Genomic DNA, 14,872 nt, shown 5'->3' with positions numbered 1-14,872 from the left:
TTCGATCGCCTTGCTGGCAGTGGCCAGGCGCGCCTCGAGGTTGGCGCGCAACGGGCCAAGGTCCAGGCCATGCGGGTGCTCATCGAGCTTGGCCAGGGAAAGCTGCCAGGCGGTTGCCTCGCCGTAGCGGCCTTTGCGCAGGGCCAGGTCGATCATCTGTGCGGGCGCCACGGTCGGCTTGATCTCCAGCCCGGCACGCCTGGCATAGGCCTGCGCCAGCCCGACGAAAATTTCCCAGTCATGCAAGGCGCCCTGCGGCTTGGCCAGGATCGCCCGGTTGAAGCGCGTGATGTTGCGCACGGCCAACAGGTTGAATGTGCTGTCGTAGTGATCATTTTCCAACGCCGAGGTCGAGGGCAGGATCAAGTCGGCATGGCGTGTGGTCTCGTTGATGTAGAGGTCGATGCTGAGCATGAACTGCAACCCCTCCAGCGCAGCGTCCAGCTGGCGGCCGTTGGGCGTGGACAGCACAGGGTTGCCGGCCACCGTCACCAGGGCATGCACCTGCCCCTCGCCGGGCGTCAGCATTTCTTCGGCGAGGGCCGCCACCGGCAGCTCACCGCCGTATTCGGGCAACCCCGATACCCGGCTTTGCCAGGCATTGAAATGCCCACCCGAGGTGGTCGCGACCAGGTCCACGGCCGGCTCTGTACACAACGCCCCGCCAACACGGTCGAGGTTGCCGGTCACCAGGTTGATCAGTTGCACCAGCCAATGGCACAGGGTGCCGAAGGTTTGCGTCGACACGCCCATGCGCCCGTAGCACACCGCCTTGTCGGCGGCGGCGAAATCCCGTGCCAACTGCCGGATCTCGGCCGCCTCGATGCCACACAGCGCGCTCATGGCCTCGGCGCTGAGAGGCGCCAGTGCCGCGCGAACCTGCTGCAGACCATTGACCGGCACGTGCGAGCGCCGCGTCAGGCCCTCGTCGAACAGCGTGCTGAGCAGGCCGCACAACAGCGCCGCATCGCCCCCAGGGCGAACGAACAGATGGCGGTCGGCCATGGCCGCCGTTTCGCTGCGCCGCGGGTCCACCACCACCAAGCGCCCACCGCGCGCGCGCAGGGCCTTGAGCCGCTTCTCCACGTCGGGCACCGTCATGATGCTGCCGTTGGAGGCCAGCGGGTTGCCGCCAAGAATCAACATGAAATCGGTATGGTCGATATCCGGGATCGGCAATAGCAAGCCATGCCCGTACATCAGGTGGCTGACCAGGTGCTGCGGCAATTGGTCCACCGATGTGGCAGAGAAACGGTTGCGGGTTTTCAGCAGGCCGAGGAAATAATTGCTGTGGGTCATCAACCCGTAGTTGTGCACGCTGGGATTGCCCTGGTACACGGCCACGGCATTGCGCCCATGGGCCTGCTGGATCGCCCACAGCCTGTCGGCGGCCAGGGTAAACGCTTCATCCCACTCAATCGCCTGCCAGTGCTCCCCTACCCGTTTATGGGGCTGGCGCAAACGATCCGGGTCATTCTGAATATCCTGCAACGCTACCGCCTTGGGGCAGACATGGCCGCGGCTGAACGGGTCGTGGGGGTCGCCCTTGATCGAGCTGATCTGCGCCCGCCCCGCGTCGTCATGGCTGATTTCGATGTTGAGCCCGCAGATCGCTTCGCACAGGTGACACGCACGGTGATGCAGGGTCTTGGTCATGGCCGCCTCTGCCTTGTTGTTGGGTAGTGAACGAGCTGAAACTATGCGCCCCGCACCCTACCCCGGCCAGCGCGCTTCGCCGCGTGAATCCACCGACATCAGTGGCACGATTTGCGACAGCCATTTGCCAAATTGCCAGCAAGCCGTGTACAAACTGCTGTAGCAAATAAAAAACAGCACAGCCCAATGGGTAGAGACACGCCTTGCAACGTCTTTGCAGGCGGGCTGCTGTTTCCCCTCTTGGCTTTAGGCGACATTTACTTATAGTATTGCGCCTTTCCCTTTTTCGTCCGCCCCCGTGCGGCTTACGCCGCAGGTCACTCCCGTTGTCAAAAAAACCATACGGTCGACCTGCATACTGTTGCAGATAAGGTAGTCAATCATGAGCGCTAGGCACTTTCTCTCCCTGCTGGACTTCACCGCCGACGAATTGCTCGGGGTGATCCGCCGCGGCATCGAGCTGAAGGACCTGCGCAAACGAGGCGTGCTGTTCGAGCCGCTGAAAAACCGCGTGCTGGGCATGATTTTCGAGAAGTCCTCGACCCGTACCCGTGTGTCGTTCGAAGCCGGCATGATCCAACTCGGCGGTCAGGCCATTTTCCTGTCGCCGCGCGATACCCAGCTGGGCCGTGGCGAGCCGATTGGCGACAGCGCCATCGTGTTGTCGAGCATGCTCGACGTGGTCATGATCCGCACCCATGCCCACAGCACCCTCACCGAATTCGCCGCCAACTCGCGCGTGCCGGTGATCAACGCGCTGTCCGACGAGTCGCACCCGTGCCAGTTGCTGGCCGACATGCAAACCTTCCTCGAACACCGCGGCACCATTCAAGGCAAGACCGTGGCCTGGATCGGCGACGGCTTCAACATGTGCAACTCCTACATCGAGGCCGCCAGGCAGTTTGACTTCCAGTTGCGTATCGCTTGCCCGGAAGGTTACGAGCCTGACCCACGCTTCATGGCCATTGGCGGTGACCACGTGCAAATCGTGCGCGACCCCAAGCAAGCCGTAAGCGGTGCCCACCTGGTGACCACGGACGTCTGGACTTCCATGGGCCAGGAGGAGGAAACTGCACGGCGCCTGGCGCACTTTGCGCCTTACCAGGTCACCCGCGAACTGCTCGACCTGGCGGCACCCGACGCCCTGTTCATGCACTGCCTGCCTGCCCACCGTGGCGAGGAAATCAGCCATGACCTGCTCGACGACCCGCGGTCCGTCGCCTGGGACCAGGCTGAAAATCGCCTGCATGCACAGAAGGCCCTCCTCGAATTCCTTGTCGAACCGGCTTACCACCACGCATGAGTCAACCCTTACTGCTCAACCTGCGCAACCTCGCCTGCGGCTACGGCGACCAGCGCATCGTCCAGAACCTCAACCTGCACCTGAACGCAGGCGACATCGGTTGCCTGCTGGGTTCATCGGGTTGCGGCAAAACCACCACCCTGCGCGCCATCGCCGGCTTCGAGCCGGTGCACGACGGCGAGGTCCAACTGGCGGGCGAGGTAATTTCCCGAGCCGGTTTCACCCTGGCCCCGGAAAAGCGCCGCATCGGCATGGTGTTCCAGGACTACGCGCTGTTCCCGCACCTGACCGTGGCGCAGAACATAGCCTTCGGCATTGCCAAGCACCCCCGCCAGGCGGCAGTCATCGAAGAAATGCTCGAGCTGGTCAAGCTGGCTGGCCTGGGCGGGCGTTACCCGCATGAGCTGTCTGGCGGCCAGCAGCAGCGGGTCGCGCTGGCCCGTGCACTGGCCCCCGAGCCACAGTTGCTGCTGCTCGACGAGCCGTTCTCCAACCTCGACGTGGAACTGCGCCGGCGGCTGAGCCATGAGGTGCGTGACATTCTCAAAAGCCGCGGCACCAGTGCCGTTCTGGTCACCCATGACCAGGAGGAAGCGTTTGCCGTCAGCGACCAGGTCGGGGTGTTCAAGGAGGGCCGCCTGGAACAGTGGGACACACCCTACAATCTGTACCACGAGCCACAGACACCGTTCGTTGCCAGCTTCATCGGCCAGGGCTATTTCATTCGTGGCCAGATGGTCAGCCACGAAGCGGTCAGCACCGAACTGGGCGAGTTGCGGGGTAACCGCGCCTACATCATGGCCGCGGGCAGCTCGGTGGATGTGCTGCTACGCCCGGACGATATCGTGCATGCACCAGGCAGCCCCCTGCAGGCCAGAATAGTCGGCAAGAGCTTCCTCGGCGCCTCGACCCTGTACCGCCTGCAGTTGCCGACCGGCAGCCAGCTGGAAGCGATATTCCCCAGCCATGACGATCAGCAGGTAGGTGACGATGTCGGCATTGCGGTAAAGGCCGACCACCTGGTGCTGTTCCCGGCACCCGGTAGCGTTGCGGCGCAGTTGTCGCCCCTTGAGAACGGGGTTCGTCGCTACAGCTCGGCGACCTGATACAGGGTGCTGGGGCTGCACGGCAGCCCCAGCTTCTCAGCCTCTGCCAATGCCGGCAAATTTGCCCTGGGTATGCTCGGCCAGCACTGCGGCCGCCAACTCCACCTCCAGCCCTCGCCGTCCGGCACTGACATGGATGGTTGCAAAGTTCTGCGCCGAATCATCGATGAAGGTGCGCAGGCGTTTCTTTTGCCCCAGCGGGCTGATTCCACCCACCAGGTAGCCCGTAGCGCGCTGCGCCGCCGCCGGGTCGGCCATCTCGCACTTCTTCACCCCGGCAGCATGGGCCAGGGCCTTGAGATCCAGGGTGCCTCCCACTGGCACCACCGCCACCAGCAACTCGCCTTTCTCGCTGCTCGCCAGCAACGTCTTGAATACCTGCTGCGGGTCCAGCCCAAGCTTCTCTGCCGCCTCCAGCCCATACGACGCCGACTTGGGGTCGTGTTCGTAACTGTGCACGCGATGCTCGGCACGATGCTTCTTCAACAGGTCTAGGGCGGGGGTCATGCAGGGGCTCCGGTCTGGGACGGCTCGGCGGCTACTTTAGGACAATTCCCACATGGCAGCCAGCGCACCGCAATCGCGCAGCTCTGGCACGGGCATCCGAAACCGATTTTAGCGGCCATTTCGTGACTGGTCGTTCACTTTCGACCTTTGACATCAGCGTTTCTTGTCTATATTTTTTCGTTTCTGAATACGTGGTGCACGTTAAAGGTGCACTTCCCTGCTCGGTATCAATGGGGATGGACACCGAGCTTTGCTGTCGAGCGCCAAGCGCCTCACAACAAAAACAACGAGGTCATACATGACGACTGCTCTACGCCAACCCACACTGTCCAGCCAATGCCTGGCCGAATTTCTCGGCACGGGCTTGCTGATATTTTTCGGCACCGGCTGCGTTGCCGCCCTCAAAGTCGCGGGCGCCAGCTTCGGCCTGTGGGAAATCAGTATCATCTGGGGTGTCGGGGTAAGCATGGCTATCTACCTCAGCGCCGGCATTTCCGGCGCGCACCTGAACCCGGCCGTGAGCATCGCCCTCACCCTGTTCGCCGGTTTCGACAAGCGCAAGCTGCCCTTCTACATGCTGGCCCAGGTGTGCGGCGCATTCTGTGGTGCAGCACTGGTCTACACCCTATACAGCAACCTGTTCTTCGATTTCGAACAGGCGCACGCCATACTACGCGGAAGCGAAGCCAGCCTGGAGCTGGCGTCGGTGTTCTCCACCTACCCGCACCCCTCGCTCTCCACCGGCCAGGCCTTCCTGGTCGAAGTGGTGATCACCGCTATCCTGATGGCTGTGATCATGGCCCTGACCGACGACAACAATGGCCTGCCCCGCGGCGCCGTGGCGCCGCTGCTGATCGGCCTGCTGATCGCCGTGATCGGCAGCGCCATGGGCCCGCTGACCGGGTTCGCGATGAACCCGGCCCGTGATTTCGGTCCAAAGCTCATGACATTCCTGGCGGGCTGGGGCGAAATTGCCTTTACCGGTGGGCGCAGCGTTCCTTACTTCCTGGTGCCGATCTTCGCGCCGATCGTTGGCGCCTGCGTGGGCGCCGCGGCCTATCGCGGCCTGATCGCCCGCAACCTGCCTGTTGCAACTGCCGAGCACCCTGAGACAAATGACAACCGCCAGGGCGATACTCAAGCCAGTTGATCGCGGCATCACACACAGCCCTGACCCCCTATTCTTGCAAGGCCTACGACCATGACAGACACCCAGGATAAGAACTACATCATCGCCCTGGACCAGGGCACCACCAGTTCGCGAGCGATCATTTTCGATCGTGACGCCAACGTGGTGGGTACCTCCCAGCGCGAGTTCGCCCAGCACTACCCGCAGGCGGGCTGGGTCGAACACGACCCGATGGAGATCTTCGCCACCCAAAGCGCGACCATGGTCGAAGCTTTGGCCCAGGCGGGCATCAGCCATGCGCAGGTTGCCGCGCTGGGCATCACCAACCAGCGCGAGACCACCGTTGTATGGGACAAGGAAACCGGGCGCCCGGTATACAACGCCATCGTCTGGCAGTGCCGCCGCAGCACCGAGATCTGCGCCCAGCTCAAGCGCGATGGCCATGAAGACTACATTCGCGAAGCCACGGGCCTGGTCACCGACCCGTACTTTTCCGGCACCAAGCTGAAATGGATCCTCGACAACGTTGAAGGCGCCCGTGAACGGGCCGAACGTGGCGAATTGCTGTTCGGCACCATCGATACCTGGCTGATCTGGAAATTTTCCGGTGGCAAGGTCCATGTCACCGACTACACCAATGCCTCGCGCACGCTGATGTTCAACATCCACAGCCTGCAGTGGGACGACAAACTGCTGGAGATCCTGGGCATCCCGCGGCAGATGCTGCCTGAGGTGCGGCCGTCGTCGGAAGTGTACGGCCACACCAAGAGCGGCATCGCCATCGCCGGTATCGCCGGTGACCAGCAGTCGGCCCTGTTCGGCCAGATGTGTGTGGCACCGGGCCAGGCCAAGAACACCTACGGCACCGGCTGCTTCCTGCTGATGAACACCGGCAGCCAGGCCGTGAAGTCTTCCCATGGCCTGCTCACCACCATTGCCTGCGGCCCCCGGGGCGAAGTGGCCTATGCATTGGAAGGCGCCGTGTTCAATGGCGGCTCCACCGTGCAGTGGCTGCGTGACGAGCTGAAGATCGTCAACGACGCACTGGATACCGAGTACTTCGCCAGCAAGGTCAAGGACAGCAATGGCGTGTACCTGGTGCCGGCGTTTACCGGCCTGGGTGCACCGTACTGGGATCCCTATGCCCGTGGCGCGCTGTTTGGCCTGACCCGCGGCGTGAAGGTGGACCACATCATTCGTGCGGCCCTCGAGTCGATCGCCTACCAGACCCGCGACGTGCTCGACGCCATGCAACAGGACTGCGGCCAGCGCCTGTCCGAACTGCGCGTAGACGGTGGCGCAGTGGCCAACAACTTCCTCATGCAGTTCCAGGCAGACATCCTCGGCACCTGCGTGGAACGCCCGAAGATGCGTGAAACCACAGCCCTCGGCGCAGCATACCTGGCGGGCCTGGCCTGTGGCTTCTGGTGCGGCCTGGACGAGTTGCGCGACAAGGCCATCATCGAGCGCGAGTTCAGCCCGCAGCTGGATGAAGCGCAGAAAGAAAAGCTGTATGCCGGCTGGAAGAAGGCCGTAGATCGCACCCGCGATTGGGAAGATCACGACGCCTGAGGCACCCTCAGCGATGCCGCGGTCCAGCCATGGGATCGCGGCATCGCGGTTCGCAGCCCGGGCCAATGCGTCATAGCCCACTGGCCGTAGTCTCCGTCCTACGGCATCATTGCAGAATTTGTCCGGCAGCCCCAAAGGACCGCCCATGAATCTGCCCCCACGCCAACAACAAATCCTCGAACTGGTGCGAGAGCGCGGTTACGTCAGTATCGAGGAAATGGCGCAGCTGTTCGTCGTGACGCCACAAACCATCCGCCGTGACATCAACCAGTTAGCCGAACTCAACCTGCTGCGCCGCTACCACGGGGGTGCCGCTTACGATTCGAGCGTCGAAAATACCGCCTACGCCATGCGTGCCGACCAGATGCGCGACGAGAAGCAACGCATCGCCGAGGCCGTGGCCAGGCAAATACCCGACCATGCCTCGGTGTTCATCAACATCGGCACCACCACCGAATCCATCGCCCGGGCCCTGCTCAATCACAACCACCTGAAAGTCATCACCAACAACCTGCATGTGGCCGCCATTCTCGCGGCCAAGGATGATTTCGAGGTGCTGGTGGCAGGCGGCACGGTGCGCCGCGATGGCGGCGTGGTCGGCCAGGCCAGCGTCGATTTCATCAACCAGTTCAAGGTCGATTTCGCCCTGGTAGGGATCAGTGGCATTGACGAGGACGGCAGCCTGCTCGACTTCGACTACCAGGAAGTGCGGGTATCCCAGGCCATCATCACCAATGCCCGCCAGGTTATCCTCGCCGCCGACTCCAGCAAGTTCGGGCGCAACGCCATGGTGCGCCTGGGTTCGATCAGCCTGGTGGATTGCCTGGTGACCGACCAGGCCCCCGCCCCCGCCCTGACTCAACTGCTCAACCAGTACAAGATCCGCATCGAAGTGGTGTAAACGCCCCACCGGCCGTCAGGCTGTAACGCCCTCAGATCGAGCGCTGCGCGATCTGCGGGCGACTCGGTGCGCGAAGGGTTCAAGCGCATTTTCGTTAATGTTCATTTACTTGCCATGTGATCAGTTTTTTCTATGAAAACTGACTGGCAAGGGCCCTCCTGTTGCGCTAGTATTTTCGGAAACGAACATTAATGTTCATATTCGATATGAACAGTTTCAGGAGGCCTTGCCCGTGTCCCAGCCCGTTTCGTCCCAGCCAGCACTCGCCGACTGCTACGACATTGCCGTGATCGGCGGTGGTATCAATGGTGTCGGCATTGCCGCCGATGCCGCTGGCCGGGGCCTCAAGGTGTTCCTGTGCGAAAGGGACGACCTGGCCCAGCACACCTCATCGGCCAGCAGCAAACTGATCCACGGCGGCCTGCGCTACCTAGAGCACTACGAGTTTCGCCTGGTACGCGAAGCGCTGGCTGAACGTGAAGTGCTGCTGGCCAAGGCGCCACACATCGTCAAGCCCATGCGCTTCGTGCTGCCACACCGCCCGCACCTGCGCCCGGCCTGGATGATCCGCGCAGGCCTGTTCCTGTATGACCACCTGGGCAAGCGCAAGCGCCTGGGCGCCTCGCGCAGCCTGCGCTTTGGCCCGGGCTACCCGCTCAAACCGCAGATCACCCGCGGTTTCGAGTACGCCGACTGTGCAGTCGACGATGCCCGCCTGGTGGTGCTCAATGCCATGGCTGCCCGTGAACACGGCGCTCACATTCTGACCCGCACCCGCTGCCTGCGCGCCGAGCGTGTAGATGGCCTGTGGCAGGTAGACCTGCTGCATGCCGACGGCAAGCAACAGCGCATTCGGGCACGCGCCCTGGTCAATGCTGCCGGCCCTTGGGTGGCCAGTTTCATCAAGGACGACCTCAAGCTCGATGCGCCCTATGGCATTCGCCTGATCCAGGGCAGCCACCTGATCGTGCCGCGCCTGTATGAAGGCGAACACGCCTATATCCTGCAGAACGAAGACCAGCGCATTGTCTTCTGCATACCTTACCTGGAGCGCTTTACCCTGATCGGCACCACCGACCGGGAGTACAGCGGCGACCCGGCGAAAGTCGCCATTACCGACCAGGAAACCCAGTACCTGCTCAACGTGGTCAACGCCCATTTCAACCATCAGCTGAGCCAGGCCGACATCCTTAACACCTATTCCGGGGTACGTCCGCTGTGCAACGACGAGTCGGACAACCCGTCGGCCGTCACCCGCGACTACACGCTGGCGCTGTCGGCAGAGGTCGGTCAGGCCCCGCTGCTGTCAGTATTCGGCGGCAAACTGACTACCTACCGCAAGCTGGCCGAATCGGCGATGGCCGAGCTCAAGCCCTTCTTCAGCCAGATGCGCGGCAGCTGGACGGCCACCGCGCCCCTGCCGGGTGGCGAACACATGACCACCGCACAAGCGCTGCTGGAGCAACTGTTGGCCCGCCATGGCTGGCTGCCGGTGGATATCGCCAAACGCTGGGCGAATACCTATGGCAACCGTGTCTGGCAACTGCTCGATGGCGTGAATGGCCCGGATGACCTCGGCCAGGCCATTGGCGGTGGACTATTCGCTCGCGAAGTCGACTACCTTTGCGAGGCTGAGTGGGCGACGACCGCCGACGACATCCTGTGGCGCCGCACCAAATTGGGCCTGTTCACCCATGCAGCAGAACGCCTGGCCCTGGAAAACTACCTGCAACAAACCCGAGCCGGGCTTGCCCAGGGCAACGCCGCGTGATGCGGCGCTGCTGCGCAGGCTCAAAGCCTGCTGTGCAGCTCCTGCGCCAGGGTTAGCAACAAGCGTCGCTCGGCCTGCTCGTATTCGTACTTGAGGGCCTTGCAACGCAGGGCGAAGGTCCAGTCGTCGATCTGCCCCTGGCTTACCTGCTCTTCGAGGCTTTCCATCCGATCATTGAGCGGTTGCAGTACATGCTCGAAGCGCGCCGGGTGGCGCTCGCGGGCATGGACCTCCCAGAACGGCCGCTGCGCCAGGGAGCCAATCACTTGCTCAGGTGTCTCGTTTGCCAGTCCCCTGGCCGCTCCAGCTCATGGCGCCAACCATCGCCACCATTACTTTCGAGCCTGGGCTGCCAGGCTTCGCCACGCGATGCGTGGCGAATTCGCGTGCTGCCATGCACCGGATCCTCGCTCACCCGGTACATGGCCCCGTCCAGGTGCCATACCCACTCATGCAGGTCATCTCCAGGGCTCCAGTCAATCGAATACCCCGGCAGGTGCGCTGCAACCAAACCAGCCTTTCCAGCCTGGTCACGCATCGGCTGCAGCGCGTCCACGAACGGCACGCGCTGCAGATAGTGCCGCACCGCGGAGGCACCGGTGGCAATCAGCGCGCCCGCCACCACGGTTTGCGCAACACCGAACACATGATCCATGGCGCCCTGCCGGTCGCCGATACGCCAGTCCTGGTAGCCTTCGTACACTTCCCCGGCCAACTCCACCGCCGTGTAGGCCAACAAGCCCTCGCCCAGCACCGGAACGAACATGCCTGCCAGGTTCAAGAGGTTCAGGCCCAGTTCCCGATAGGCGTGCAGCCGAGCATCGCGCTCCTGTTCATCGAGGTCTGCGGTAGGTACGGCCAGCACGTGGGCATCATCGAGCAGTTTGTCTATCTGCAACCCACGCAGATGGCTGAACAGCGATGTGTCGATGGCCAGGTGCCTGCCATCGAGCTCAGGCACCTGGTGCGCCGCACTTGCCTCTATCCGCTCCTCGAGCAGTTGCTGAAAGCCAACCCGGTCGCGCTCGCTGATGAAGCGGCTGAAGAACCGGCGGTAGGGTGCCGTCGTCAGGCGCCGGGCCAATGCCCGGAACACCTCTTCCCAGGACCGATAGACGCGAACCGGCGACTGCGGGTCATTCGGTACCCAGACGCATACACCCTGCAAGTCCGCACCCACCGCCGGCCGCAGCTCCAGTGTCACCACGCCGCGCGCACATTTGCCCAGCAGGTACAACTGGCGTGGTGCGACCTCACCCGGCGCCGCCGGCACCGTGGGTAACGCGGTAAAACAGGGCAACAGCAAGCGGTAGCTGTTCTCGTCCAAGTCACCTTTGAGCAATGCGCAGCGCACTGCCACTTCCAGGTCGGCGCGGGCGTTTTCCTCGAAACACCGGTGTACAGCGGCCTTGGCCGAGCCAGGTGCAGCACCCGGGGCATCGTCCGGCGCCAGGCACTGGCGCAGGATGGCCTGGTAGCGCCCGCCCACATCGGCCTCGCGGCAGCGCCCGGCGAATACCTCGTAACCCACCGGCACGTGCTCGCCCTTTGCGTCGAGTAGCCAGCCCCGGCGGCTGGGCGAAGGGCGCGTGTCGACGATATGGAAATTGTGCAGTACCGCCGCCAGCAACGGCGTGGAAGATCGTTGCATGTGCCGGCGAATGGGCCACCCCGGCGCCATCGGCGGTAATGTAACGGTGCGCTCGATACCCACATGGCTGCGGCGCAAGTCCCTGATCGTCAGGTCGGCACGGTTCAATACCTGGTTCAAACGGGTAGCTGCGAACTCATCCAGTGCCGGAATGGCTTGCAGGATTCGGTGCAACGAATGGGTCGCTTCTTCCTGGGCGTGCAGCGCGCGGCGCAAGGCAAGCAGCCAGTCGACATTGCCATGGGCCACCAGCCATGCAGGCAGGCGCCGGGCAATCAGGGTATCGATCGATTCAGCGGGAAACAACGGCTCGGTCATCGGTTCAGCTCCAGCGACAAGGGCGCCGAGTCAACCAGCCCTCCAGCCAGAGGCTGAGGTACACCCATAGCCCCAACCTGGGTTCCTGCAGCGAGCCCGCCCGGGCAAACAATCGGTTTTCCGACCGTAGCAACCAGGATAGTTCGGAAAACCGAACGAAAGCCCGAGGTAGACGCACTCCGCCAGGGCCCCGAGCGCCCGGACGATCAGGTTTTTTGCTCGTCAAACCCGTTTGGCACGACTCATGCTCTACACTCTTCAATCGAATGCACAGCGCTTCGCTGTATTCGTTGAACGAAAGAGTCCGCCAACGGCTCCATAAAAAAAACAAACACGTCGAGGAAAATTTGATGCGTATCGTTCGTCATCTGTTGGGCGCCACCATTGCCGCTGCGATCATTGCTTCGCCAGCCATGGCCGAAGAACTGACCGGCACCCTCAAGAAGATCAAGGACTCGGGCACCATCACCCTGGGCCACCGCGACTCTTCCATTCCATTTTCCTACCTGGCCGGCAAACCCGAGCCCGTGGGCTACTCGCATGACATTCAGCTGGCTGTCGTCGATGCCCTGAAAAAACAACTGGGTACGGACATCAAGGTCCGCTACAACCTGGTCACCTCGCAGACCCGTATCCCGCTGGTGCAAAACGGCACCGTCGACCTGGAATGCGGCTCCACCACCAACAACGTCGAGCGCCAGCAGCAAGTCGGCTTCTCGGTCGGCATCTTCGAAGTCGGTACCCGCCTGCTGACCAAGGTCAAGGACGGTCAACCTGCATACAAGGACTTCCCGGACCTGGCTGGCAAGAACGTGGTGACCACCGCCGGCACCACCTCCGAGCGCATTCTCAAGGCGATGAACGCCGACAAGCAGATGAAGATGAACGTGATTTCCGCCAAGGACCACGGTGAAGCCTTCAACATGCTAGAAAGCGGCCGCGCCGTAGCCTTCATGATGGACGACGCCCTGCTCGCCGGTGAAATGGCCAAGGCGCGCAAGCCGGCAGACTGGGTCATCACCGGTACCCCGCAGTCCTATGAAATCTACGGCTGCATGGTGCGCAAGGGTGACGAGGCGTTCAAGAAAGCGGTCGACGATGCCATCGTTGCCTATTTCAAGTCGGGCGAAGTCAACAAGAGCTACGACAAGTGGTTCCAGCAACCGATCCCGCCAAAAGGCCTGAACCTGCAGTTCCCGATGAGCGATGAGCTGAAGAAACTGATCGCCGAGCCTACCGACAAGGCCGCGGACGAGAAGCAGTCCTGATCCTCAGATAACGGCCTGGTGCTCGACAGCACGAATCAAACCCTGCAGGCCACTCATTAGTGTCTAACCTTTCATCCGAGGGCGCCCAGCGCCCCCGGATGTACCAAGGTGCCCGTGAAACAACCGTCTGAGGGGAAATCCCGATGAATTACAACTGGGACTGGAGCGTGTTCTTCAAGTCCACCGGCGTGGGCAGCGAGACTTATCTCGACTGGTACATCACCGGCCTGGGCTGGACCATCGCCATCGCCATCTCCGCCTGGATCATCGCCTTGCTGCTGGGCTCGGTGCTCGGCGTCATGCGCACCGTGCCGAACCGCCTGGTATCGGGCATCGCCACCATCTACGTGGAGCTGTTCCGCAATGTGCCGCTGCTGGTGCAGCTGTTCATCTGGTACTTCCTGGTGCCAGACCTGCTGCCCGAAGGCCTGCAGGAATGGTTCAAGCAAGACCTCAACCCGACCACCTCGGCGCTGATCAGTGTGGTCATCTGCCTGGGCCTGTTCACTGCCGCCCGTGTCTGCGAGCAAGTGCGCACCGGCATCCAGGCGCTGCCGCGCGGCCAGGAATCCGCGGCCCGCGCCATGGGTTTCAGCCTGCCGCAGATCTACACCAACGTGCTGCTGCCCCAGGCCTACCGGATCATCATTCCGCCCCTCACCTCCGAATTTCTCAACGTGTTCAAGAACTCTTCGGTGGCATCGCTGATCGGCCTGATGGAGCTGCTGGCGCAAACCAAACAGACCGCCGAATTTTCCGCCAACCTGTTCGAGGCGTTCACCCTGGCCACGCTGATCTACTTCACCCTGAACATGGGGCTGATGCTGCTGATGCGCATGGTCGAGAAGAAAGTCGCCGTGCCTGGCCTGATTTCCGTGGGGGGCAAGTAAATGGACATGGATTTCAGCGAAATCATCCCGGCCCTGCCCGCCCTGTGGGAAGGCATGCTCATGACCTTGCAACTGATGGTCATGGGCGTGGTGGGCGGTATCGTGCTGGGCACCATCCTGGCGCTCATGCGGCTGTCATCGAGCAAGCTGCTGTCGCGGCTGGCCGGGGCCTACGTCAACTATTTCCGCTCGATCCCGCTGCTGCTGGTGATCACCTGGTTCTACCTGGCGGTACCGTTCGTACTGCGCTGGATCACCGGCGAGGACACCCCGGTGGGTGCCTTCACCTCGTGCGTGGTGGCGTTCATGATGTTCGAAGCCGCCTACTTCTGTGAAATCGTCCGCGCCGGCGTGCAGTCGATCTCCAAGGGCCAGATGGGCGCCGCCCAGGCCCTGGGCATGACCTACAGCCAGACCATGCGCCTGATCATCCTGCCGCAGGCGTTTCGCAAGATGACCCCGCTGTTGCTGCAACAGAGCATCATCCTGTTCCAGGATACCTCGCTGGTCTACACCGTGGGCCTGGTGGACTTCCTCAACTCGGCACGCTCCAACGGCGACATCATCGGGCGCTCCCATGAGTTCCTGATCTTCGCCGGGGTCGTGTACTTCCTCATCAGCTTCTCCGCTTCGTGGCTGGTCAAGCGCCTGCAAAAAAGGATCACCGTATGATTTCCATCAAGAACGTCAACAAGTGGTACGGGGACTTCCAGGTACTGACCGACTGCAGCACCGAGGTCAAGAAAGGTGAAGTGGTGGTGGTGTGCGGCCCTTCGGGTTCGGGCAAGTCCACCCTGATC

14 protein-coding genes are annotated in these 14,872 nt (G+C 62.4%); 10 read left to right on the top strand and 4 right to left on the bottom strand.

What is annotated here, in order from left to right; translation table 11 throughout:
- Window positions 1-1,656, bottom strand: a 1,656-nt coding sequence (locus tag APH30_RS20705) for a molybdopterin-dependent oxidoreductase (protein ID WP_054913623.1), incomplete at its 3' end; no start/stop codon positions are given.
- 382 nt (window positions 1,657-2,038) lie between these two features.
- Here APH30_RS20705 and argF point away from each other — a divergent pair.
- Window positions 2,039-2,959: an ornithine carbamoyltransferase gene (gene argF / locus APH30_RS20700; protein WP_054913622.1), complete on the top strand. Its 921-nt coding sequence runs from the start codon at window positions 2,039-2,041 to the stop codon at window positions 2,957-2,959.
- Entirely contained in the window at window positions 2,956-4,065 is a 1,110-nt protein-coding gene (locus APH30_RS20695; RefSeq protein ID WP_009684552.1) for an ABC transporter ATP-binding protein, read from the top strand. The genes argF and APH30_RS20695 overlap by 4 nt, the downstream gene beginning before the upstream one ends.
- A gap of 36 nt (window positions 4,066-4,101) precedes the next feature.
- Here the strand turns inward: APH30_RS20695 and ybaK are convergent, their stop codons facing one another.
- Window positions 4,102-4,572 (bottom strand): Cys-tRNA(Pro) deacylase, encoded by a 471-nt coding sequence (gene ybaK, locus APH30_RS20690; RefSeq protein WP_009684551.1) that lies wholly within the window; start codon window positions 4,570-4,572, stop codon window positions 4,102-4,104.
- A gap of 298 nt (window positions 4,573-4,870) precedes the next feature.
- Between ybaK and APH30_RS20685 the strand changes: the two genes are divergently transcribed.
- From APH30_RS20685 to glpD, 4 genes are all read left to right on the top strand, one after another.
- Entirely contained in the window at window positions 4,871-5,722 is an 852-nt protein-coding gene (locus APH30_RS20685) for an MIP/aquaporin family protein (RefSeq protein WP_054913621.1), read from the top strand.
- A gap of 51 nt (window positions 5,723-5,773) precedes the next feature.
- Window positions 5,774-7,273 (top strand): glycerol kinase GlpK, encoded by a 1,500-nt coding sequence (gene glpK / locus APH30_RS20680; RefSeq protein ID WP_029887758.1) that lies wholly within the window; start codon window positions 5,774-5,776, stop codon window positions 7,271-7,273.
- Window positions 7,274-7,418: 145 nt separating this feature from the next.
- On the top strand, window positions 7,419-8,174 hold the full coding sequence (gene glpR, locus APH30_RS20675) for a DNA-binding transcriptional repressor GlpR (protein ID WP_009684548.1): 756 nt from the start codon (window positions 7,419-7,421) through the stop codon (window positions 8,172-8,174).
- A gap of 232 nt (window positions 8,175-8,406) precedes the next feature.
- The gene (gene glpD / locus APH30_RS20670; RefSeq protein WP_054913620.1) at window positions 8,407-9,945 is read left to right on the top strand and encodes a glycerol-3-phosphate dehydrogenase; all 1,539 of its coding nucleotides are present in this window, start codon (window positions 8,407-8,409) and stop codon (window positions 9,943-9,945) included.
- A 20-nt stretch (window positions 9,946-9,965) separates the two neighbouring features.
- Here the strand turns inward: glpD and APH30_RS20665 are convergent, their stop codons facing one another.
- Together APH30_RS20665 and APH30_RS20660 are read right to left on the bottom strand one after the other, a co-directional pair.
- Window positions 9,966-10,211 (bottom strand): hypothetical protein, encoded by a 246-nt coding sequence (locus APH30_RS20665; RefSeq protein ID WP_054913619.1) that lies wholly within the window; start codon window positions 10,209-10,211, stop codon window positions 9,966-9,968.
- Window positions 10,208-11,914, bottom strand: a complete 1,707-nt coding sequence (locus APH30_RS20660; RefSeq protein WP_054913618.1) for a dermonecrotic toxin domain-containing protein — start codon at window positions 11,912-11,914, stop codon at window positions 10,208-10,210. The genes APH30_RS20665 and APH30_RS20660 overlap by 4 nt, the downstream gene beginning before the upstream one ends.
- A gap of 350 nt (window positions 11,915-12,264) precedes the next feature.
- Here APH30_RS20660 and APH30_RS20655 point away from each other — a divergent pair, with 350 nt between their 5' ends.
- From APH30_RS20655 to APH30_RS28250, 4 genes are all read left to right on the top strand, one after another.
- Complete coding sequence (locus APH30_RS20655) at window positions 12,265-13,182, top strand: glutamate/aspartate ABC transporter substrate-binding protein (RefSeq protein ID WP_054913617.1); 918 nt, start codon at window positions 12,265-12,267, stop codon at window positions 13,180-13,182.
- Window positions 13,183-13,325: 143 nt separating this feature from the next.
- Window positions 13,326-14,072 carry an amino acid ABC transporter permease gene (locus tag APH30_RS20650; protein WP_054904046.1) on the top strand — a complete coding sequence of 249 codons (747 nt, stop codon included), beginning with the start codon at window positions 13,326-13,328 and terminating at the stop codon, window positions 14,070-14,072.
- A complete protein-coding gene (locus APH30_RS20645) occupies window positions 14,073-14,744 on the top strand; it encodes an amino acid ABC transporter permease (protein ID WP_009684543.1) in 672 nt (223 codons plus the stop codon).
- Window positions 14,741-14,872: ATP-binding cassette domain-containing protein (locus APH30_RS28250; protein WP_156326580.1), on the top strand; the 132-nt coding region annotated here is incomplete at its 3' end. The genes APH30_RS20645 and APH30_RS28250, both read left to right, overlap by 4 nt.

Origin of the sequence: Pseudomonas sp. NBRC 111127 (assembly GCF_001320345.1) — a bacterium.
Taxonomy (GTDB): Bacteria; Pseudomonadota; Gammaproteobacteria; order Pseudomonadales; family Pseudomonadaceae; genus Aquipseudomonas; species Aquipseudomonas juntendi.
Note: the sequence above shows the minus strand (reverse complement) of the source record. Positions and strands in the feature narration are given on the sequence as shown.